Source organism: Candidatus Dechloromonas phosphoritropha, assembly GCA_016722705.1.
Classification (GTDB): Bacteria; Pseudomonadota; Gammaproteobacteria; order Burkholderiales; family Rhodocyclaceae; genus Azonexus; species Azonexus phosphoritrophus.
Window position 1 is genome coordinate 933,641 of the sequence record JADKGN010000004.1, and the last position, 22,141, is coordinate 955,781.

The 22,141-nt window shown below is 57.5% G+C and carries 19 protein-coding genes, 3 tRNA genes and 3 rRNA genes; 5 read left to right on the forward strand and 20 right to left on the reverse strand.

Annotated elements, in window-relative coordinates; translation table 11 throughout:
- Positions 1–268 precede the first annotated feature (268 nt).
- The gene (locus tag IPP03_10040; protein ID MBL0352974.1) at positions 269–964 is read left to right on the forward strand and encodes a lytic transglycosylase domain-containing protein; all 696 of its coding nucleotides are present in this window, start codon (positions 269–271) and stop codon (positions 962–964) included.
- A gap of 9 nt (positions 965–973) precedes the next feature.
- Here the strand turns inward: IPP03_10040 and lnt are convergent, their stop codons facing one another.
- The 4 genes from lnt to miaB form a co-directional block, all read right to left on the reverse strand.
- Entirely contained in the window at positions 974–2,440 is a 1,467-nt protein-coding gene (lnt, locus tag IPP03_10045; GenBank protein MBL0352975.1) for an apolipoprotein N-acyltransferase, read from the reverse strand.
- A gap of 66 nt (positions 2,441–2,506) precedes the next feature.
- Positions 2,507–2,956, reverse strand: coding sequence for an rRNA maturation RNase YbeY (gene ybeY, locus IPP03_10050; GenBank protein ID MBL0352976.1), 450 nt, complete (start codon positions 2,954–2,956; stop codon positions 2,507–2,509).
- On the reverse strand, positions 2,928–3,914 hold the full coding sequence (locus tag IPP03_10055) for a PhoH family protein (protein MBL0352977.1): 987 nt from the start codon (positions 3,912–3,914) through the stop codon (positions 2,928–2,930). Before IPP03_10055 ends, ybeY begins: the two co-directional genes overlap by 29 nt.
- Positions 3,907–5,253 (reverse strand): tRNA (N6-isopentenyl adenosine(37)-C2)-methylthiotransferase MiaB, encoded by a 1,347-nt coding sequence (miaB, locus tag IPP03_10060; protein MBL0352978.1) that lies wholly within the window; start codon positions 5,251–5,253, stop codon positions 3,907–3,909. The genes IPP03_10055 and miaB overlap by 8 nt, the downstream gene beginning before the upstream one ends.
- A 141-nt stretch (positions 5,254–5,394) precedes the next feature.
- On the opposite strand from miaB, the gene IPP03_10065 reads away from it, so the two are divergent.
- A tRNA-Met gene (locus IPP03_10065) sits at positions 5,395–5,471 on the forward strand.
- 61 nt (positions 5,472–5,532) lie between these two features.
- On the opposite strand, the gene msrA is transcribed toward IPP03_10065, so the two are convergent.
- The 12 genes from msrA to rplM all read right to left on the reverse strand — a co-directional run bounded on the left by msrA (position 5,533) and on the right by rplM (position 15,653).
- A complete protein-coding gene (gene msrA, locus IPP03_10070) occupies positions 5,533–6,069 on the reverse strand; it encodes a peptide-methionine (S)-S-oxide reductase MsrA (GenBank protein ID MBL0352979.1) in 537 nt (178 codons plus the stop codon).
- 116 nt (positions 6,070–6,185) lie between these two features.
- Positions 6,186–6,298: ribosomal RNA gene (rrf, locus tag IPP03_10075) — 5S ribosomal RNA — on the reverse strand.
- A 101-nt stretch (positions 6,299–6,399) separates the two neighbouring features.
- Positions 6,400–9,279, reverse strand: a 23S ribosomal RNA gene (locus IPP03_10080).
- A 215-nt stretch (positions 9,280–9,494) separates the two neighbouring features.
- A tRNA-Ala gene (locus tag IPP03_10085) sits at positions 9,495–9,570 on the reverse strand.
- 97 nt (positions 9,571–9,667) lie between these two features.
- A tRNA-Ile gene (locus IPP03_10090) sits at positions 9,668–9,744 on the reverse strand.
- Between the two features lie 59 nt (positions 9,745–9,803).
- Positions 9,804–11,338, reverse strand: a 16S ribosomal RNA gene (locus tag IPP03_10095).
- The 16S, 23S and 5S rRNA genes sit together here with 2 tRNA genes alongside, the layout of an rRNA operon.
- 367 nt (positions 11,339–11,705) lie before the next feature.
- Complete coding sequence (locus IPP03_10100) at positions 11,706–12,905, reverse strand: tyrosine--tRNA ligase (protein MBL0352980.1); 1,200 nt, start codon at positions 12,903–12,905, stop codon at positions 11,706–11,708.
- Between the two features lie 118 nt (positions 12,906–13,023).
- Positions 13,024–13,374 carry an iron-sulfur cluster insertion protein ErpA gene (gene erpA / locus IPP03_10105; protein MBL0352981.1) on the reverse strand — a complete coding sequence of 117 codons (351 nt, stop codon included), beginning with the start codon at positions 13,372–13,374 and terminating at the stop codon, positions 13,024–13,026.
- A 62-nt stretch (positions 13,375–13,436) separates the two neighbouring features.
- Positions 13,437–13,838, reverse strand: coding sequence for a polymer-forming cytoskeletal protein (locus tag IPP03_10110; GenBank protein ID MBL0352982.1), 402 nt, complete (start codon positions 13,836–13,838; stop codon positions 13,437–13,439).
- A gap of 9 nt (positions 13,839–13,847) precedes the next feature.
- Positions 13,848–14,441, reverse strand: a complete 594-nt coding sequence (locus IPP03_10115; protein ID MBL0352983.1) for a hypothetical protein — start codon at positions 14,439–14,441, stop codon at positions 13,848–13,850.
- A 381-nt stretch (positions 14,442–14,822) separates the two neighbouring features.
- Positions 14,823–15,215 carry a 30S ribosomal protein S9 gene (gene rpsI, locus IPP03_10120; GenBank protein MBL0352984.1) on the reverse strand — a complete coding sequence of 131 codons (393 nt, stop codon included), beginning with the start codon at positions 15,213–15,215 and terminating at the stop codon, positions 14,823–14,825.
- A gap of 9 nt (positions 15,216–15,224) precedes the next feature.
- A complete protein-coding gene (gene rplM / locus IPP03_10125) occupies positions 15,225–15,653 on the reverse strand; it encodes a 50S ribosomal protein L13 (GenBank protein ID MBL0352985.1) in 429 nt (142 codons plus the stop codon).
- Between the two features lie 495 nt (positions 15,654–16,148).
- Here rplM and IPP03_10130 point away from each other — a divergent pair, with 495 nt between their 5' ends.
- A complete protein-coding gene (locus IPP03_10130) occupies positions 16,149–16,577 on the forward strand; it encodes an OsmC family protein (protein ID MBL0352986.1) in 429 nt (142 codons plus the stop codon).
- A 25-nt stretch (positions 16,578–16,602) separates the two neighbouring features.
- On the opposite strand, the gene coq7 is transcribed toward IPP03_10130, so the two are convergent.
- Genes coq7 through IPP03_10145 form a run of 3 tightly spaced genes read right to left on the reverse strand, consistent with a single transcriptional unit; the run spans position 16,603 to position 18,322 of the window.
- The gene (gene coq7 / locus IPP03_10135; GenBank protein MBL0352987.1) at positions 16,603–17,226 is read right to left on the reverse strand and encodes a 2-polyprenyl-3-methyl-6-methoxy-1,4-benzoquinone monooxygenase; all 624 of its coding nucleotides are present in this window, start codon (positions 17,224–17,226) and stop codon (positions 16,603–16,605) included.
- Positions 17,227–17,228: 2 nt separating this feature from the next.
- Positions 17,229–17,744, reverse strand: coding sequence for a CNP1-like family protein (locus tag IPP03_10140; protein ID MBL0352988.1), 516 nt, complete (start codon positions 17,742–17,744; stop codon positions 17,229–17,231).
- Positions 17,745–17,782: 38 nt separating this feature from the next.
- Complete coding sequence (locus IPP03_10145) at positions 17,783–18,322, reverse strand: RNA pyrophosphohydrolase (GenBank protein MBL0352989.1); 540 nt, start codon at positions 18,320–18,322, stop codon at positions 17,783–17,785.
- A 111-nt stretch (positions 18,323–18,433) separates the two neighbouring features.
- Between IPP03_10145 and IPP03_10150 the strand changes: the two genes are divergently transcribed.
- Together IPP03_10150 and IPP03_10155 are read left to right on the forward strand one after the other, a co-directional pair.
- A complete protein-coding gene (locus IPP03_10150; protein ID MBL0352990.1) occupies positions 18,434–20,164 on the forward strand; it encodes a proline--tRNA ligase in 1,731 nt (576 codons plus the stop codon).
- The gene (locus IPP03_10155) at positions 20,152–20,763 is read left to right on the forward strand and encodes a lytic transglycosylase domain-containing protein (GenBank protein ID MBL0352991.1); all 612 of its coding nucleotides are present in this window, start codon (positions 20,152–20,154) and stop codon (positions 20,761–20,763) included. Before IPP03_10150 ends, IPP03_10155 begins: the two co-directional genes overlap by 13 nt.
- Here IPP03_10155 and ffh read toward each other — a convergent pair whose 3' ends face one another.
- Positions 20,764–22,122: a signal recognition particle protein gene (gene ffh, locus IPP03_10160; protein MBL0352992.1), complete on the reverse strand. Its 1,359-nt coding sequence runs from the start codon at positions 22,120–22,122 to the stop codon at positions 20,764–20,766. It lies immediately after the preceding gene.
- Positions 22,123–22,141 lie beyond the last annotated feature (19 nt).

Consider the following 22,141-nt stretch of genomic DNA (forward strand, 5'->3'; position numbering starts at 1 on the left):
CGACTGTCTAAGCTACGTTTGGCATGGCGAAATTGCCGAAACGTGTTGTTGCAAGACAACAAATCAAGCGCGACACTCTAGCTTTTTGTTTGACCGGATGCAGTTCAATAGGTATCCTGCGCTCTTCACAAATTTGCAGCACCGGGTGCAGTCTGCGCCAAGCATGGCGCTTTCTAACTCAGACTGGCTTCCGTCCCGGTGTCGTTCCCCCTGTAACCGTTCGCTGTCGTGGATACCTCGCGCCAGTGGCAACAGTCTAGGAGGTCGCATGTTCACTTCGACCGCTTTTCCGCCTGCCGTTCTGCGGGCTTCGTTTGCCTTTTTTGCCCTGCTTCAGAAGTTCCTGATGGTTGTCGGGCTGGTTTTTCTTACTGCTCTTGTCGGTCTGCAAGCCGGCCACTCGGGCCTGATCGACGGGCTGAAGACCCTTGTTTCCTCCCCCGAGGCCACCGATGCGGTAGAGGACGTCAGCGAGTTCGCGGCGCCCACCGAGCAATTGGCGCCTGTGCTGAGCCCAAAGATGCGCGGCGCTCTTGACTATGTTTCAAAGCGCTATCGCGTGTCGACCGAGGCGCTCGAACCGATTTTTGCCACGGCGCAGGTAGAGGGCAAGGAACTGCGGATCGATCCGCTGTTGATCATTGCCGTGATCGGCGTCGAATCCGGCTTCAATCCCTTTTCGCAGAGCGTGGTCGGCGCCAAGGGCCTGATGCAGGTGATGCCGAATTTCCACATGGACAAACTGCCCGGGGAAGCCGACGCATCAGCCTTCCTCGATCCGGTGACCAACGTTCAGGTCGGCGCCAGGGTACTGCGCGAATCGATCAGTCGTTTTGGCGGCATCGAGACTGGTTTGCAGCAGTTCGGCGGTGCCCTAAACGACCCGGATCGCCGCTATGCGAGCAAGGTGCTCGCCGAGAAGCAGCGTCTCGACAAGGCGGCCCAGCAGAGCAAGCGGTCCTGAAGCGCCCCGCTAGCGGCGGCGCGGCCACTGGCTGAACAGCAGGAACAGGCCGGCCAGCAACAGGAAGGCGGAATTGCCGTAGCGCGCATAGGGCGTCATTCCCTGATACGCACGGACCTCGGCGCGAAGCACATCCTGCGTGAATGGCGGAAGAATCGCCTGCAGCGACCCATCGGCGGCAATCACCGCAGTCATGCCGGTATTGGTTGCGCGCAGCATCGGGCGCCCGGTTTCGGCAGCGCGCATGCGGGCAATCTGGAGGTGCTGCGGCTGAGCCAGCGAGCGTCCGAACCAGGCAGTGTTCGACAGGTTGGCAAGAATTCCGGCCTGTGGCAGGGAGCGGATGATCTCCTCGCCGAAAACGTCCTCATAGCAGATGTTGACCGCAAGCTGCTGGCCGGCGACTGCGAGTGGCGGCTGCATTCCTGGCCCGCGTGAGAACGACGACATGGGAATGCTGGCGAGACGCATGAACCACGAGAAGCCGGGTGGAATGAACTCACCGAAAGGCACCAGGTGGGTCTTGCTGTAACTCTGGGTCGGCGAAATGCCGAGGCTGACTGCGCTGTTCCAGTAGTGTTCGCCCTGACCGGTGATGGTGCCGAAGACGATATCGCCGTCGTGTCGTAGCGCGGTCGACTTGAAAGATTCGGCATAATCCGGAGGAAGTTGGTCGAAAAAGGCGGGAACCGCCGTTTCCGGGAGCAATGTCAGTTGCGCCGGGTTTTCCGCGACAAGGCGCTGGTATAGATTTAAGGTACGGAGGAAGGCCTCCGGCTGGAACTTCACCTCCTGCGGGATGTTGCCCTGGATCAGCGCCACGCTGATCGGTTCCCCGACGGGCTCCGTCCATTGCACCTGCTGCAACCCGAACCCGGCCGCAGCAAGCGCCGCGAGAGAGGCGACTCCCAATTTCCAGCGTAACAGCAGGGCTCCGGACAATGCCACGAGCAACGACAGGCCATGCGCGCCGATAACGGGCGCGAACCCGCTCACGGGACTGGGCGGCGCCTGCGTGTAGCCGACGAGCAGCCAGGGAAAGCCGGTAAAAATCCAGCTTCTGAGCCAGTCGACCGCAGCGATCAGTGCGGCGAACAACAGCGCCTGCCGCCCCGGTTCCGCCGGTTGCCAGTGCTTGAAAAGCCAGCCTGCCAGCATCGGGAAAATGGCCATCACCGAACAGAACAGGAAGGCGGCGATCCCGGCCAGCCACCATGCCATGCCGCCGAAGACCGAGAGGCTGACGTAGACCCAGGAAACCCCGGTCAGGAAGAAGCCAATGCCGAAGGACAGCCCGGTCAATGCCGCCTCGCGCTCCGAATCGGCGTGCCGCAAAAGAGCGAACAATCCGAGCCAGACCGCGGGAGCGAGCCAGAACAGGCCAAACGGGGCAAAGCAGAGAACACCCGTGGCGCCGATCAGTGCCGCCAGACCGAAGCGGAATCGCGCCCGCTCCGGCAGTCGTGGCATCAACACCGGGTCTAACGGAAGGGCTGCCCGCCGCTCGATCAGGCCCGGCTTGCTGTCACTGTCCATGGCGGTCTAGGCTGCGTAGGGGTCGGGATAGCCTAGCGCGCCGAGAATCTCCTTTTCTTTGGCTTCCATGGCCTGGGCATCGCCTTCGTTCTCGTGATCCCAGCCGCGCAGATGCAGCATGCCATGCACTGTCAGGTGCGCGTAGTGCGCCGTCGGCGGCTTGGCCTGCTCCGCCGCTTCGCGCGCCACGACGGTCGGGCAGATGACCAGGTCGCCCATCAGTAGGGGCTCGGTTTCGTAGGGAAAGGAGAGGATGTTCGTCGCGTAGTCCTTGCCGCGATATTCGCGGTTGAGCGCCCTTCCCTCTTGCTCGTCGACCAGGCGGATAGCGATTTGGGCGTCGCCCGTCAGCGCCGCCCGCGCCCAGCGCGCAAAATCCGCGCGCAATGGCAAGTCGTCACGCTTGCAGGCGTATTGCAGCGCAAGGTCAAGCCGTTTGCTTGCTCTGGGACTCATAGGCGGCGACGATACGGGCGACCAACGGGTGGCGGACAACGTCTTCCTTCATGAATTCGGTGAATGCCAGCCCGCGCACGCCCCTGAGGATGTCGTGCGCTTCGCGCAGGCCGCTTTTCTGTCCCTTCGGCAAGTCGATCTGGGTCAGATCACCGGTGACCACCGCCTTGGCGCCAATACCAATGCGGGTCAGGAACATCTTCATCTGCTCGGGCGTCGTGTTCTGCGCCTCGTCGAGAATGATGAAGGCATGATTCAGCGTACGCCCGCGCATGAAGGCCAGCGGCGCGATCTCGATCGCCTGCTTCTCGTGCAGCTTGCTGACGCGGTCGTGGCCCATCAGATCGTAGAGGGCGTCGTACAGCGGCCGCAGATAGGGGTCGATCTTCTGGGTGAGGTCACCGGGCAGGAAGCCGAGGCGCTCGCCAGCTTCGACGGCGGGGCGGGTCAGGATGATCCGCTCGACCAGGTCACGCTCGAAGGCATCGACGGCGCTGGCGACCGCCAGATAGGTCTTGCCGGTCCCCGCCGGGCCGATGCCGAAGGTGATGTCATGCTCCTGGATAGCCTTGAGGTAGGCGACCTGACGCGGTGTACGCCCATGCAGATCGGTTTTTCGTGTAAGCAGTTGCGGACCATCGACTGGGCCTTCCGCGGCGCGCGCGATGCGTCGCACCGGCGCGTTGATCAGTTCGATCAGCCCAAGCTGGATTTCATCGACCGACAGCGTTTCGCGTGCCCTCGCATAGAAATGGCGGATGGCATCCGCGGTCAACGCGGATTTTTCGCCGATTATCGAAAAACGCTCGTTGCGGCGCCGGATGGTCACGTCAAAGCCGGTTTCGATCTGGCGGATGTTCTCGTCGAGAGGACCGCACAGATTGGCCAGCAAAACATTGTCGACCGGCGCCAGCACGACGTCCACCGGCTTGCTCTTCGGCGGGGGCCGGCTATTCAAGGATGACAATCTCGCCTCTCAGACTATGAGGCAATGCCTTGGTGATGCGCACATCGACGAAGCTATCGATCAGGCGCGCGCTTCCGGCTGACCCGCCGACGAAATTGACGACGCGGTTGTTGTCGGTTCGCCCGGCCAACTCATTGGCGTCCTTCCTCGACCTGCCTTCGACCAGAACGCGCTGCACGCTGCCGACCATCGCCTGGCTAATCACCTGCGCCTGTTCCTCGATCCGCTTCTGCAGCCGCGTGAGACGGGTCGACTTGACTTCTGGCGGTGTCGAATCATCCATTTCGACGGCTGGGGTGCCCGGACGCGGGCTGTAGATAAACGAGAAGGACGTGTCGAACCCGATGTCATCGATCAGCTTCATGGTCTTTTCGAAATCCTCGTGGGTTTCGCCGGGAAAGCCGACGATGAAGTCCGACGACAGCGAAATGTCGGGCCGTACCGCCCGCAGCTTGCGGATGACCGACTTGTATTCAAGCGCCGTATAGCCGCGCTTCATCGCCGCCAGCACGCGGTCGGACCCAGCCTGCACAGGCAGGTGCAGATGCGAGACCAGCTTCGGCACTTTGGCATAGGTGTCGATCAGACGCTGCGACATTTCGCGCGGGTGCGAAGTCGTGTAGCGAATGCGCTCGATTCCAGGAATCTCTGCGATGTACTCAATCAGCAGCGCCAGATCGGCCAGTTCCTCGCTCCCGGCCAAGGTGCCGCGGTAGGCATTGACGTTCTGGCCAAGAAGAGTCACTTCGCTGACGCCGTTGGCCGCCAGTCCGGCTACTTCGGTCAGGACGTCCTCGAACGGCCGCGACACCTCTCCGCCGCGGGTGTAGGGAACAATGCAGAAGGTGCAGAACTTGGAGCATCCTTCCATGATCGACACGAAAGCCGATGCGCCCTTCACCTCCGCGGGAGGCATGGCATCGAACTTTTCAATTTCCGGGAAGGAAATATCGACCGCCGCCCGGCCCTTTCTTTTGTGCTCGGCAATCAACTGCGGCAAACGATGCAGGGTCTGCGGACCAAACACAATATCGACGTAAGGGGCGCGGGCAACGATGGCATCGCCCTCCTGGCTCGCCACGCAACCGCCGACGCCGATGACCAGACCGGGATTGAGCTTTTTCAGGTGACGGACCCGACCGAGATCGTGGAACACCTTTTCCTGCGCCTTCTCGCGCACCGAGCAGGTGTTGAACAGGATGATATCGGCGTCTTCCGGGTTGTCGGTCCTGACAACTCCTTCGGCGGCGTTGAGCACGTCGGCCATCTTGTCCGAATCGTACTCATTCATCTGGCACCCGAAGGTGCGGATGAACAATTTCTTGGGCATGAACAGAAGCTATTTATGATTTAGGGTTTTGCCGGAATGGCTGACGGCGGGGGCTTGAAAACAGGGAAACATTATAGCCGACCGCAAAATCCGTTGACCGATGAATGCCGTCCCCTCTATAATCCGCGCCCTTAGGAGTGCGGTGATGTAGCTCAGTCGGTTAGAGCGATGGATTCATAACCCATAGGTCGGTGGTTCAATTCCACCCATCACCACCATAATTCGACCAGCCGTTGCGCCCATGGCGCAACGGCTTTTTTACCTGTAGGCCCCATCCGGCTATTCGGGGTCGCTAAGTAGCGCCGCGAATTTCCTTCGGAAAGCTGCAACCTTCGGATTGATGACTACGGCACAGTAACCTTGGTCGGGATTGGCCGCAAAATAACCCTGATGATACGGCTCGGCCGGATAGAACTCCGATGCGTCGGCAATCTCGGTAACGATGACAGCGGGCGGTGCGAAGACCGCTGCCAAGCTTGCAATCACCTCCAACACCTCGCACCGCTGCTCCGGAGAGTGGACGAAGATCGCCGACCGGTATTGCGTTCCGACGTCTGCCTCCTGCCGATTCAAGGTAGTCGGGTCATGAATGGCAAAGAACACCTCTAGTAGCTGGCGGTATGAAATGCGCTCGGAATCGAAGCTGATCCTGACCACCTCTGCGTGGCCCGTTGACCCCGAACAGACCTCCTCATACGTCGGGTTCGCGTTGTAACCGCCGCAATAGCCAGAGGTAACACGGTAAACCCCTTTCACTTGCGAAAAAACCGCATCGAGGCACCAAAAGCAACCGCCAGCGAATGTTGCCAACGCCATATTCTTCGCTCCACTCAGAACCCCTCAGGGGTTCAGTATAGTCAATCGATTTTCTTTTACAAAGCAGAAACCCCCTCGCCGGCTGTTGTAATTGGGAGGGGGTTTAGGATGGGGTAGCCTGGCGATGACCTACTTTCTCACACGAAAGTGCAATATCATCGGCGCGGTTTCGTTTCACGGTCCTGTTCGGGAAGGGAAGGGGTGGGTCCGAAACGCCATGGTCGCCAAGCGTAACTGGTTGGTTTGACGCGGGTTGGCGCGGCAAACGCGAAATTGGGAGAGGGTTGTTGTTGTGAGTGCTTATGAGTTCCTGCGGTGCTACAAGGTTATAGGATCAAGCCGCACGGGCAATTAGTATCAGTTAGCTTAACGCATTGCTGCGCTTCCACACCTGACCTATCAACGTCGTGGTCTTCGACGACCCTTCAGGGAGTTCAAGACTCCGGGAAATCTTATCTTAAGGCGAGTTTCACGCTTAGATGCTTTCAGCGTTTATCTCTTCCGAACTTAGCTACCCGGCGATACGACTGGCGTCATAACCGGTACACCAGAGGTTCGTCCACTCCGGTCCTCTCGTACTAGGAGCAGCCCCCTTCAAATTTCCAGCGCCCACGGCAGATAGGGACCAAACTGTCTCACGACGTTTTAAACCCAGCTCGCGTACCACTTTAAATGGCGAACAGCCATACCCTTGGGACCGACTACAGCCCCAGGATGTGATGAGCCGACATCGAGGTGCCAAACTCCCCCGTCGATATGAACTCTTGGGAGGAATTAGCCTGTTATCCCCAGAGTACCTTTTATCCGTTGAGCGATGGCCCTTCCATACAGAACCACCGGATCACTATGACCTACTTTCGTACCTGCTCGACTTGTGGGTCTCGCAGTCAAGCACGCTTTTGCCATTGCACTTTGTGGGCGATGTCCGACCGCCCTAAGCGTACCTTCGTACTCCTCCGTTACCTTTTGGGAGGAGACCGCCCCAGTCAAACTGCCTACCATGCACGGTCCCCGATCCGGATTCACGGACCAAGGTTAGAACCTCAAACAAATCAGGGTGGTATTTCAAGGTTGACTCCACCGAAACTAGCGTCCCGGCTTCACAGTCTCCCACCTATCCTACACAAACCGGTTCAAAGTCCAATGCAAAGCTACAGTAAAGGTTCATGGGGTCTTTCCGTCTAGCCGCGGGTAGATTGCATCTTCACAAACATTTCAACTTCGCTGAGTCCCAGGAGGAGACAGTGTGGCCATCGTTACGCCATTCGTGCAGGTCGGAACTTACCCGACAAGGAATTTCGCTACCTTAGGACCGTTATAGTTACGGCCGCCGTTTACCGGGGCTTCGATCAAGAGCTTGCACCCCATCACTTAACCTTCCGGCACCGGGCAGGCGTCACACCCTATACGTCCACTTTCGTGTTTGCAGAGTGCTGTGTTTTTATTAAACAGTCGCAGCCACCATTTCACTGCAACCCCATCGCGCTTCGAGAGCAAGTCTCTACACGCTACCGGGGCACACCTTCTCCCGAAGTTACGGTGTTAATTTGCCGAGTTCCTTCTCCTGAGTTCTCTCAAGCGCCTTAGAATTTTCATCCTGCCCACCTGTGTCGGTTTGCGGTACGGTCAACTCTAGACTGAAGCTTAGTGGCTTTTCCTGGAAGCTTGGTATCAATCACTTCGGAACCGTGGTTCCTCGTCATCACGCCTCAGCTCAGCCCCCCGGATTTGCCTAAGGGGCACGCCTACACGCTTAAACCGGGACGTCCAACACCCGGCTGACCTAACCTTCTCCGTCCCCACATCGCATCTAGAATCGGTACAGGAATATTGACCTGTTTCCCATCGACTACGCATTTCTGCCTCGCCTTAGGAGCCGACTCACCCTACGCCGATGAACGTTGCGTAGGAAACCTTGGGCTTTCGGCGAGGGCGCTTTTCACGCCCTTTATCGCTACTCATGTCAGCATTCGCACTTCTGATATCTCCAGCATCCTTTACAAGACACCTTCACAGACCTACAGAACGCTCCCCTACCATATCTTTCGATATCCGCAGCTTCGGTGCACAGTTTGAGCCCCGTTACATCTTCCGCGCAGGACGACTCGACTAGTGAGCTATTACGCTTTCTTTAAAGGATGGCTGCTTCTAAGCCAACCTCCTAGCTGTCTATGCCTTCCCACTTCGTTTCCCACTTAACTGTGTCTTGGGGACCTTAGCTGGCGGTCTGGGTTGTTTCCCTCTTGACAATGGACGTTAGCACCCACTGTCTGTCTGCCATGCTCGCACTTTGCGGTATTCAGAGTTTGCCATGGTTTGGTAAGTCGCGATGACCCCCTAGCCATAACAGTGCTTTACCCCCGCAAGTGATACATGACGCACTACCTAAATAGTTTTCGGGGAGAACCAGCTATTTCCGGATTTGTTTAGCCTTTCACCCCTATCCACAGCTCATCCCCTAATTTTTCAACATTAGTGGGTTCGGACCTCCAGTACCTGTTACGGCACCTTCATCCTGGCCATGGATAGATCATCCGGTTTCGGGTCTACGCCGTGCTACTAAACGCCCTATTCGGACTCGCTTTCGCTACGCCTCCCCTATTCGGTTAAGCTCGCAACACAACGTAAGTCGCTGACCCATTATACAAAAGGTACGCAGTCACCCCACAAGGAGGCTCCCACTGTTTGTATGCATGCGGTTTCAGGATCTATTTCACTCCCCTCCCGGGGTTCTTTTCGCCTTTCCCTCACGGTACTAGTTCACTATCGGTCGATCACGAGTATTTAGCCTTGGAGGATGGTCCCCCATGTTCAGACAAGGTTTCACGTGCCCCGCCCTACTTTTCGCTAACTTAGTACCACGGAGTCGTTTTCATATACGGGGCTATCACCCACTACGGCCGGACTTTCCATTCCGTTCTATTAACGTCTCCGCTATTACTAGCAGGCTGATCCCCGTTCGCTCGCCACTACTTGGGGAATCTCGGTTGATTTCTTTTCCTCCGGCTACTTAGATGTTTCAGTTCGCCGGGTTCGCCTCAATATCCTATGTATTCAGATAAAGATACTCCTTGCGGAGTGGGTTTCCCCATTCGGATATCGGGGGATCAAAGCTTCATTGCCAGCTCCCCCCCGCTTTTCGCAGGCTTGCACGTCCTTCATCGCCTGTGATCGCCAAGGCATCCACCACATGCACTTAGTCGCTTGATCCTATAACCTTGCGGCCTCTCGCGAAGCCAGGCTACAGGCAACTCATTTATGCGATCTTCATACCGCTGACTGCTGTACAAAGATCGATGCAATCACAACGCATCACTCTTGCCTCTTCGGCAAGAGTGACACAACCTTCTTCCGTTTTGTTAAAGAGCGCAGCAATTGATTCCTCAAAAGCCATAGATAAACGGTCACCGCTTATCTTTGGATTCTGGTGGAGGATGACGGGATCGAACCGACGACCCCCTGCTTGCAAAGCAGGTGCTCTCCCAGCTGAGCTAATCCCCCTCTAAACGCGCCATGCTGCGCTGTTCAATGCCTTGCATAGCGGCTGCTATGCGGCGACATTTCACGCCTTGCCTGACTCGTTTAACTGATAAGACTTTGGTGGGTCTGGTTGGAATCGAACCAACGACCCCCGCCTTATCAAGACGATGCTCTAACCGACTGAGCTACAGACCCTCGCCTGCTTGCTACTCATGAACAACCGATAGGTTGTGGGTGCCAGGATGCTTCTCTAGAAAGGAGGTGATCCAGCCGCAGGTTCCCCTACGGCTACCTTGTTACGACTTCACCCCAGTCACGAACCCCGCCGTGGTAAGCGCCCTCCTTGCGGTTAGGCTACCTACTTCTGGCGGAACCCGCTCCCATGGTGTGACGGGCGGTGTGTACAAGACCCGGGAACGTATTCACCGTGACATGCTGATCCACGATTACTAGCGATTCCGACTTCATGCAGGCGAGTTGCAGCCTGCAATCCGGACTACGATCGGCTTTCTGGGATTGGCTCCACCTCGCGGCTTGGCGACCCTCTGTACCGACCATTGTATGACGTGTGAAGCCCTACCCATAAGGGCCATGAGGACTTGACGTCATCCCCACCTTCCTCCGGTTTGTCACCGGCAGTCTCGCTAAAGTGCCCAACTAAATGATGGCAATTAACGACAAGGGTTGCGCTCGTTGCGGGACTTAACCCAACATCTCACGACACGAGCTGACGACAGCCATGCAGCACCTGTGTCCAGGCTCCCTTTCGGGCACCAAGCCATCTCTGGCAAGTTCCTGGCATGTCAAGGGTAGGTAAGGTTTTTCGCGTTGCATCGAATTAATCCACATCATCCACCGCTTGTGCGGGTCCCCGTCAATTCCTTTGAGTTTTAACCTTGCGGCCGTACTCCCCAGGCGGTCAACTTCACGCGTTAGCTACGGTACTAAATGGTTTTACCCACCCAACACCTAGTTGACATAGTTTAGGGCGTGGACTACCAGGGTATCTAATCCTGTTTGCTACCCACGCTTTCGTGCATGAGCGTCAGTATCGACCCAGGGGCTGCCTTCGCCATTGGTGTTCCTCCACATCTCTACGCATTTCACTGCTACACGTGGAATTCCACCCCCCTCTGCCGTACTCTAGCCTTGCAGTCACAAACGCAGTTCCCAGGTTGAGCCCGGGGATTTCACGCCTGTCTTACAAAACCGCCTGCGCACGCTTTACGCCCAGTAATTCCGATTAACGCTCGCACCCTACGTATTACCGCGGCTGCTGGCACGTAGTTAGCCGGTGCTTCTTATTCCGGTACCGTCATCCACACAGGGTATTGGCCCATGCGATTTCTTCCCGGCCGAAAGAGCTTTACAACCCGAAGGCCTTCTTCACTCACGCGGCATGGCTGGATCAGGGTTGCCCCCATTGTCCAAAATTCCCCACTGCTGCCTCCCGTAGGAGTCTGGACCGTGTCTCAGTTCCAGTGTGGCGGATCATCCTCTCAGACCCGCTACAGATCGTCGCCTTGGTAAGCCGTTACCTCACCAACTAGCTAATCTGACATCGGCCGCTCAAAGAGCGCAAGGCCTTGCGGTCCCCTGCTTTCCTGCTCACAGAATATGCGGTATTAGCGCAACTTTCGCTACGTTATCCCCCACTCAATGGCACGTTCCGATGCATTACTCACCCGTTCGCCACTCGCCACCAGGTTGCCCCGTGCTGCCGTTCGACTTGCATGTGTAAGGCATGCCGCCAGCGTTCAATCTGAGCCAGGATCAAACTCTTCAGTTCAATCCATCAAACTCGCAATTCACTGACGATAGATTTCTCTACCTCGATGGATCTCTCCATCCGTGTGATTGCCTTAATACGTTTCGCAACTCGCGTTGCTTCGCACCAAGACACCCACACCTATCGGTTGTCCAAATTTTTAAAGATCAACACCGCACCGCCTAAAAAAGACGTCAGCAGCAAAGAAGCGGAATTATCCAATACCCACAACAAAACGTCAAGACAAAATTAATTACGGCAGACTTACCTTCTCACGTAGCCGGAACCAAGCTTGGCCACTGCGAGAGAGGAGCGCATTATATCGATCAGACGCAGGCGGTCAAGATGCCATCAAGAAATTCTCCGGCACGCCCGAGGTTTCCGATCTTCAAGCGACTGTGACCTTCGCAAACCGGCGCTTTCCTACCTGGAGGACGATCGTTTCACCTGCCGCGATGGTGCGCGCCTTGTCAGAAACCTTGTCGCCGTTCGCGCGTACCGCTCCCTGCTCGATCATCCGCAAGGCGTCCGACGTGCTGGACGTCAGCCCGGCCTGCTTAAGGACGTGGACCAGTGCGAGCGACTTGCCCTCACCACGCAGCAGCATTTCAGGCATGTCGTCAGGAAGTACACCCTGACGAAAGCGGGCCTCGAATTCCATCAGGGCATCCTCTGCCGCCTGTTCGGTATGGAAGCGCGCCACAAGTTCTTGAGCCAGCATTACCTTGACATCCCTGGGGTTGCGGCCAGCGACCACTTCTGCTTTCAGGATCTCGATTTCCAGACTGTCGCGAAACGAGAGCAGATCGAAATAGCGCCACATCAACTCGTCCGAAATCGACATGACCTTGCCGAATATCTCGCGTGGTGCTTCGTTGATTCCGATGTAGTTACCCATGGACTTGGACATCTTGTTCACGCCATCGAGCCCTTCGAGCAATGGCATCGTCAACACGCATTGCGGCACCTGACCGTAGTGCTTCTGCAATTCGCGCCCTACCAGCAGGTTGAACTTCTGGTCGGTACCGCCGAGTTCGACGTCGGCGCGCATGGCAACCGAATCATATCCCTGGCAAAGCGGGTACAGAAATTCGTGGATGGCTATCGGCAATCCGCCGGCATATCTCTTGGCAAAATCGTCACGTTCCAGCATGCGCGCGACGGTATGCTGCGCTGCGAGCCTGATCATCCCGGCCGCGCCCAGATCATCGAACCACGCGGAATTGAAGAAGATTTCGGTCCTTTCCGGATCGAGAATCTTGAACACCTGCTCCTTGTAGGTCTTGGCATTTTCCAGAATCTGTTCCCGTGCCAAGGGCGGACGTGTGACATTCTTCCCCGTGGGATCCCCAATCAGCCCGGTGAAATCACCGATCAGGAACATGATGTGATGGCCCAGGTCCTGGAAGTGCCGGAGCTTGTTGATCAATACAGTATGGCCAAGGTGAAGGTCCGGCGCCGTCGGATCAAAGCCCGCCTTGATCCGCAACGGCCTGCCGCTCTTCAAGCGCGCTATCAGCTCGGCATCGACAAGGAGTTCATCACATCCCCGCTTGATGACTCGCAAACTCCGTTCGACGTCGACCATCAATACCCCCCTGAATCTTGCTGTTGCCAACCGGGAAGATTGCCAGATCCGACTTTCGCCAAGCTGTCAATCAAATGGAAAAGGGCGGCCCGAGCCGCCCTTCCGGACCTGATTCGCGTTATGCCGCGAAAGACGACCCGCAACCGCAGGTCGACGTGGCATTTGGATTACGAATCACGAATTGAGAACCCTCCAGACCTTCCGAGTAGTCGATCTCCGCACCGACAAGGTACTGATAGCTCATCGGGTCGATCAACAACGTAACACCATTCTTGTCCAATGTCGTATCGTCTTCATTGACCTCTTCGTCAAAGGTGAATCCGTACTGGAAACCCGAGCAACCACCACCGGTTACGAACACTCGCAACTTGAGGCCCGGATTCCCCTCTTCCTCGATCAACTCTCTCACCTTGATCGCGGCATTATCGGTAAACACGAGGGGCGATACCATTTCCGTAACAGCATTCATTTTCGGCACTCCTGAGAAAATCGTCATCGATTATGCGGGCCAGCAGGGCCCTGGTCAATCGGTTAGTTTGCTGCAGCGAGCTTAAGTTCCACAGACTTGTCACCGCGATGAACCAGCCGGCCTTCGATGACCGCGCCCTGATGGATTTCGATAAGGGCATAATCGACATCGCCAACGATCTTCGTGTGCGATTGCATCTCGAGAAACTCCGTCACCGTAACCTGGCCGACTACCGAGCCATTGCTCACCATCTGCGCCACACTTACGATCCCCTCGACCCGTGCATGCTCGCTCAACACCAGCGTAGACGAACTCGCGCCCTCGGACGCCTCGACATTGCCCTTGACTTCACCGTCAATTCTCAACCCGCCCGAAAAACGGATATTGCCCTCGACCCGGGTCCCGGCACCAATCAGGCTGTCGATGCGTCCCTGCACTTTGCTCTCGTCTTTCTTTCCGAACACCGCCGTCTCCTAAAGTTGGGCCACGCGCCTTGCCTTGAGTGTATCACCCTGAAGAACTCGCGCTTCCACCGACTTCAGGCGCGCTCCTGCCGGCAACTCGAAACTTCCCTCCTTGCGCAGGACATTCCTGACCTCCACCTGGAATTCTCCTGCCCGCTCACGCCTGGATGGAACGACCATCTCCTGCGGCTTTTCTCGCTGGACAAAAGTGATCAGAAATTCCAGTCGACCGCGAAACTCGGGGGCCAGCCTGCCGGAATGAAATGACATTAGCACGCGGTAGCGAAAACTCTGCGCCCCGTCGGAAACGACCCGGAAATTCTCCAGGCGTATCGCTCCCTCCTCTCCAGCCGCCGGAATCAGGCGCTCGAAGAGTAGCATATCTTCCTTGAGGGCAGAGTTCTCGAGTTCAAGCGCTCGTACCTGGTCGAGTAGTCGCTGTTGTGTCGAGCGCTCCATCTGAACCGCGTTTTGTTCGGTGCCTGCTGTCGACCGAAAGCGCAACAACTCTTCGTCAAGACTGCGCACATGAAGCCGCAAAGACTCAAGTTCCGTTTCCATCGCCCCCACATTGCCACGTTGCAAGGCCAACCCGAGGATCATCAGAACAACCAATGCGACCAAGGCGCCGCCAGCAGCATACCAATGCCACGAAACATGCGTCCGTACCACGACCCGTGGCGCCGTAATGCCGAAGCGCCGCCGGAGCTTTCTGAACTTCAGAGAAACCGCGGGTGTTGGCATAGACCATTCATCACATTGAGGACAATCCTCCGGTTGACTTGCCGCATTTCCTGTCATGCAAGCTGGCTGCGGATGTTGCGCCGGCATCCGAACGCGGTACACATATAGATAGCATAACCCGCATCACCAACAATACATGCGCTGACCGTGCGACCTCCGTCGAATGATGCTGCATGATACGCCGCGCCAAATAAACAAAAAAGCCGCCAAACAGGCGGCCCCTTGCAATCGCGATGCGAATCAGCGCTTCGAAAACTGCTTGCGGCGACGAGCCTTGTGAAAGCCCACCTTCTTGCGCTCGACCTCGCGGGCATCACGGGTGACGAAGCCCGCCCTCGAGAGCGCGGGCTTCAAGCTTGCGTCGTATTCGATCAGTGCGCGGGTGATACCGTGTCGGACAGCACCGGCCTGGCCCGACTCGCCACCACCGGTGACATTGACCTTGATATCGAAGCCCGTCATCTGATCGGTCAAATGGAGCGGCTGGCGCACGATCATCCGGCCGGTTTCACGAGAAAAAAACTCGTCGATGGGCTTGCCATTGACCACAAAGACACCTGAGCCACGCTTCATGAAAACACGGGCAACAGCGCTCTTGCGGCGACCCGTACCGTAAAAATAACTTTCAGCCATGACGACCCCTTAAATTACCAGCGCCTTTGGCTGCTGGGCGGTGTGAGGATGTTGTGCGCCGGCATAGCACTTAAGCTTCTTCAGCATCGCGTAGCCCAGCGGACCCTTTGGCAACATGCCCTTAACCGCAGCTTCGAGGGCGCGGCCAGGAAAACGTTGCTGGATCTTCTTGAAATTGGTTTCGTAAACGCCACCCGGATAACCAGAATGGCGGTAGTACTTCTTGTCCTCGGCCTTGTTACCCGTGACAACGATCCGCTCGACGTTGGTGACGACAATGAAATCACCGGTGTCAACGTGGGGCGTATAGATAGTCTTGTGCTTGCCTCGCAGGCGGCGGGCAATTTCGGTAGCGAGGCGGCCGAGCACCTTGTCTGTGGCGTCTACCACAAACCACTCGCGCTTCACCTCATGTGGCTTGGCGGAAAACGTTTTCATGTGTGTGCCGTCCTGAAAATTGGGCGCAGATTGAAGAAAGCCGCAAATTCTATTCCACCGTAGCGGAAACTGTCAATTGAAAAACGGAGCAAGATAGCCATCTGGGCAAAAAAACGCGGCTCGATGAGCCGCGCTAAATCCACTCCAAAGGAGGAGGGTGGAGGAGACAACCTTTGCCTCTGTAATTCCCAACCATAGGAAAGACATCGATCAACACAAGGTTCATTATGCCTGAAAAAGAGGGGGCAGGCAAGCTTTTCTTGCTATGCAACATACTATTATTTATTAATGCATATATTTTATATATCGATAGTATATTATTGATGCAAATACACTTATAAATTAGAATTCAACAAATTGCACAATGATAAACCTAAGAAAATAACCTCAAAATGAAATCTACATCGCATTTTTTGTGGCGTTGCAACATAAAATATCTGCAGATAGCACTGGATCAATATCCATTACAATGAAATCTCTTTCACAGGGGGCGGCATGGAATGCACTGTGCGTTGGATGGGAAACGATGCAGGCATGTCATTCGTGGCAGAGACTGGCAGCGGGCATGCGGTGGTGATGGACGGCGCCCTAGACGCCGGTGGCCGCAATATGGGTTTGCGGCCGATGGAAATGGTGCTCGCTGGAACTGGCGGGTGTACTGCTTTCGACATCGTCCTCATCTTGAAGAAAGGTCGACACGCAGTCAGCGGTTGTGAAGTCAGCCTGAACGCCGAACGGGCGGAAGCCGACCCCAAGGTCTTTACCGGAATTCACTTCCATTACAAGGTGAAGGGCCGTCAACTCAAGCCTGAAGCCGTTGCGCGCGCCATCGATCTCTCGAAGGACAAGTACTGCTCGGCTTCTATCATGCTCGGCAAGACGGCTCGGATAACCAGCGATTTCGAGATACTTGAAGAGTTGTGAGGCCGCTCTCGGCAGCAGCCCCCAATCAGACCCGATAGGCGGTCTTTGTCATCAGCCTTGCCGCCAACTTCATCGCGACCTTGAACGGCGCTGGCAACTCGACAGCGCCAAGGCGGACCGCGGTTTCAGCATGCCGTATTTCGTCAATACGCATCTGATCGACGATCTCCCGTGAGCGCACATCCTGTTCCGGTAGTAAAGAGAGGTGGCTATCAAGGTGCGCCTCGACCTGACGCTCCGTTTCGGCAAGAAAGCCAAGGTTCCACTTGTCGCCAAATCGCCCAGCAAGCAGACCAAGCGACAGGGCCCCTGCATACCACAGCGGATTCAGCAGGCTCTTGCGCCCACCCAGTTCCGCCAGACGCTGTTCGGTCCACGCCAGATGTTCAGTCTCTTCGTCCGCCGCGCTGCGCAACGATTCACGCACAGACGGTTCGCGCGAAGTCAGCGCCTGCCCCTGATACAGTGCCTGTGCGCAAATCTCCCCAACATGGTTGACCCGCATGAGCGCACAGACATGCGCCCGTTCCTCCGCGTCAAGCTCGGCTTCGGGATGCCCCGCCCCGGGGACCTGGCGTTGACTCCGCGCGGTGGAAAATACGGTACGCAAGGCCCGGTCAAATTCAACGATCATTTGTTCAGGAGACATCATCAATCGCGGTCGAGACCACTCTTGCGCCGATTAGGATGGCCGCCGCGCAGAAGCGCATCGCGTGCCTCGGCACCATCGCCGACAATGACGCCCGATGGGCAAAAGTAATCAAAAACCAGCGCGGCGTGATGGCGATTGGCGGCCAAGTTCTGGATCCGTCGCCACTCGTCATTGCGTGACTTGACCCAGGTTCCGTCGGGCCGGCCTGATGCGTACACCCGACGCTCCCTCGTTTCACAGCGCAACCCTTCGTAGGTAACGTTCCTTGCGCCGCCTGCTGCCTGAACCACCAATACATAGCGAACGACGCCATCCGTGCCAACGCTCAAACTCGCACCATCTACATAGAACTCGTTGTTGGTCGCCTCGCCAACATAAAACGGCAGCAGATTCTCCTGCAACGGGGCCGCCGGAAACTGCACGGCGACCTCCTGCCAGGGCCGAACCTCATCATCTTCGTCGGAATCCGCCGCTACCGGCTGCGACCCGAAAATGCCCAGAAAAACGGAGACCACGAGAAATCCGCGGCGAAGGGATCTGGTCCGGAGCACGATCAACTCCCACCCCGTTCGGCGCTCGCAACCAAGGCGCCGCCCGGGCGCGGGTAACGAACCCGGTGATCGTGATCAATAAAACGGATCAATTCGCTGAGCGCCTGTTGATAGACAGCGCGTTTGAATTCGATGACAACATCAAGCGGAACCCAGTAATCATTCCAGCGCCAGGCGTCAAACTCCGGCCTGCTGTTCGCGCGCAAGCTGACATCGTTGTCGCGACCGACGAGACGCAACAGAAACCATATCTGTTTCTGCCCCTTGTAGGAGCCGCGCCATTCGCGCTTGATCCAGTGTGTCGGCACTTCGTAACGCAACCAGCCTCTGGTTCTCCCGAGGATACGCACATGATCGGGCTGCAGCCCGATTTCCTCTTGCAGTTCACGGTACATGGCCTGCTCAGGCGTTTCGCCACGCTTGATGCCACCTTGCGGAAACTGCCAGGAGTGTTCGCGTATGCGCTTGCCCCAGAAGACCTCGTTCTTCGCGTTACAAAGGACAATGCCGACGTTCGGGCGATAGCCTTCACGGTCGAGCATGATAATCCTGCTAAATTGAAAGTTGCTAGTATTCTTCCACAAAGCCAGCCCGCATGCAAAGCCGGTCCAACGTGTAAAATCCTCGGCTTGTACCGAATTCGCGAGCACCCCATGCGCACTTCGCAGTTCTTTTTCACCACCCTGAAAGAAGCCCCCGCCGACGCCGAGGTCGTCAGCCATAAACTGATGCTGCGCGCGGGCTACATCAAACGCGCTGCTGCGGGCATCTACACGTGGATGCCGCTTGGCTTGCGCGTCCTGCGCAAGGTCGAAAACATCGTTCGCGACGAGATGGACAAGGCCGGCGCGCTGGAACTCCTGATGCCTGCGGTGCAACCTGCTGAACTGTGGCAGGAATCGGGGCGTTGGGAACAATACGGTCCGGAGTTACTGCGTTTCAAGGATCGCCATCAGCGTGAATTTGTCATTGGGCCGACGCACGAGGAGGTCATCACCGATGCCGTGCGCCGCGATGTAAAGAGCTACCGTCAGTTGCCAATTCACCTTTACCAGATTCAGACCAAGTTTCGCGACGAGATCCGTCCCCGCTTCGGCGTCATGCGCGGACGCGAATTCCTGATGAAGGACGGTTACTCGTTTCATTCTTCGTTCCCGGATCTGCAGCGCGAATACCGGAATATGTACGATACCTACAGCCGCATTTTCACGCGTCTGGGACTGAAATTCCGCGCTGTCGCCGCCGATACCGGCTCGATCGGCGGCACCGGCTCGCATGAATTCCATGTCCTTGCCGATTCCGGAGAGGATGACATCGCCTACTGCCCGGATTCGGATTACGCTGCCAATGTCGAACTGGCCGAAGCACTGGCCCCGACTGCGCCACCTTCCGAAGCGACACAAGCCTTGACCAAAATCGCCACACCAGGCAAAACGGCCTGCGCCGACGTTGCGGAATTCCTCACGCTCACTCTCGACAGGATCGTCAAGGCCATCGCGGTCGTCAGCGAGAAGGCCTATGGCGGCAAGACCTTCACCCTGCTGCTGTTGCGCGGCGACCACGAACTCAATGAAATCAAGGCCAGCAAGATTCCCGGCCTGGCCCCCTTCCGTTTCGCCACGGAAGACGAAGTCGAGGAACATCTTGGCTGCAAACCCGGCTATATCGGGCCTGTTGCGGTCGACGGCGAAAAAGTGGCAATTTTTGCTGACCGCAGCGCCGTCGCCATGAGCGATTTCGTCTGCGGCGCCAACGAGGCAGGATTCCACCTGACCGGCGTCAATTTCGGCCGCGACCTGCCGGAACCGCAAGTCGCCGATATCCGCAATGTAGTTTCGGGTGACCCGTCGCCGGACGGCAAAGGCGTGCTGGATATCCTGCGCGGCATCGAAGTCGGCCATATCTTCCAGTTGCGCCAGAAATATGCCGCGGCGCTGAACTGTACCTATCTCGACGAGGGCGGCAAGAGCCAGATCATGGAAATGGGCTGCTACGGCATCGGCGTCTCGCGCATCGTCGGCGCCGCCATCGAACAGGACAATGACGCCAAGGGCATCGTGCTTCCTGCCGCCATCGCCCCCTTCGCTATCTGCATCGTGCCGATGGGTTACCACAAGAGCGATACGGTCAAAGCGACCGCCGACGGACTGTATGCCGATCTCAGGAAGGTCGGCGTTGATGTGCTGCTCGACGACCGCAATGAGCGACCCGGCGTCATGTTCGCGGACATGGAACTGATCGGCATTCCACACCGGATCGTTATCGGCGAGCGCGGACTGAACGAAGGCAAGCTAGAATATAAAGGTCGTCGCGATGCCGAACCGACGCTGGTTGATCAAGGAGGCATCATTGACATGATTTTGGGGAAGCTGTGCGCCGCCTGATCGCTATCCTGCTGTTTCTGAATGCTTCCGCTGCATTTGCCGGCGCGCAGATCTATGAGCCGCTGTCGGCAAGCGTGCAGGCAGCGCTGCACAAGGCTGTTTCCGACGCCCGACCGCCCTCCACCTCGTTCAGCAATCCGCTGGATGCGGTCGAATGGCTGACCGAGATGTCGCCACGACTGGAAAAGCGGATTCCCAACCGGGAATATCGCCTCGACCTGCTGCGCAGCATCCATTACGAAGCCACGCGCGCCGGGCTGGACCCGCAACTAGTGCTCGGCCTGCTGCAGGTCGAGTCCGGATTCCGGAAATATGCAGTTTCGACGGCCGGCGCCCGCGGCTACATGCAGGTCATGCCATTCTGGGTCAAACTGATCGGCCGGTCCGATGACAGCCTGTTCGACCTGCGCACCAACCTCCGCTATGGCTGCACCATCCTGAGACACTATCTGGACATCGAAAAGGGTGACCTCTTCCGCGCCCTCGGGCGCTACAACGGCAGCCTCGGCAAGCCGGAATACCCGAACATGGTGCGCGCCGCCTGGCAGAAGCAGTGGAGTTACCAGAAGCCGGTCAGGCTGGCCCAAGCCGATCGCTGATCAACGCCCCATGCCGGGGAGCATGCCCTTCATCCCGCGCATCAGTTTACCCATGCCGCCCCGGGAAACCATCTTCATCATCTTCTGCGACTGCTCGAACTGATTGAGCAGCCGGTTCACCTCCTGCACCTGAACCCCGGCGCCCAGCGCAATACGCCGCTTGCGGCTGGCCTTGAGGATTTCCGGCCTGGCGCGCTCGGCCGGCGTCATCGAGTTGATGATGCCCTCGACCCGTCCGACCATCTTGTTCTCGGCGCCGGCCGGTAACTGTCCCGCCGCTTGGGCGATCTGCGCCGGCATCTTGTCCATCAGCGCCGACAGCCCGCCCATGGCGCGCATCTGGGCGATCTGTTCCTTGAAGTCGTTGAGGTCGAAGCCCTTGCCGGATTTCAGTTTCCTGGCAAAGGCAATGGCCTTCTCCTCGTCGAGCCCCTTCTTGGCCTCCTCGATCAGCGACAGCACATCGCCCATGCCGAGGATCCGCGACGCCATCCGCTCCGGATGGAACGCCTCCAGCCCCGTCAGTTTCTCGCCGACACCGGCAAACTTGATCGGCTTGCCCGTGACGTGACGCACCGACAGCGCCGCACCGCCACGCGCATCACCATCTAGTTTGGTCAGCACGACGCCGGTCAGCGGCAAGGCTTCGCTAAAGGCCTTGGCGGTATTGACTGCATCCTGACCGAGCATCGCATCGACGACGAACAGTGTTTCGATCGGATTAAGCGCCGCATGCAGGCGCTTGATTTCGGCCATCATTTCCCCGTCGACCGCAAGACGGCCGGCGGTATCGACGAGCAGGACGTCATGGTAATGACGTTTGGCCCAGTCGACCGCCGCCAGCGCAATCGCCTCCGGCTTCTCGCTGATGGTCGACGGGAAAAAATCGACCCCGGCCTGGCCTGCAACCGACTTCAACTGCTCAATGGCCGCCGGACGATAGACGTCGCAGGACACCACCAGCACCTTCTTCTTGTGGTTTTCCTTGAGGAACTTGCCGAGCTTGCCGACGGTGGTCGTCTTGCCGGCGCCCTGCAGGCCTGCCATCAGCATGATGGCTGGTGGCCGGGTACTGAAGCTGAGGCCTTCGTGCGCGTCGCCCATGACCCGGGCGAGTTCGCGATGAACGACACCGACCAGCGCCTGGCCGGGGCTCAGCGAGCCCATGACCTCCTCGCCGACCGCCTTATCCCTGACCGCCGCGATGAAATCCTTGACCACCGGCAGCGCGACATCGGCTTCGAGCAGCGCCATGCGCACCTCGCGCAGGGCGTCGTTGATGTTGGATTCACTCAGGCGCGCTTCGCCCTTGAGCGTCTTCATGACGAGGGCAAGCCGGTTGGTCAGGTTATCGAGCATGGTGGATGGGCTTCTAGTA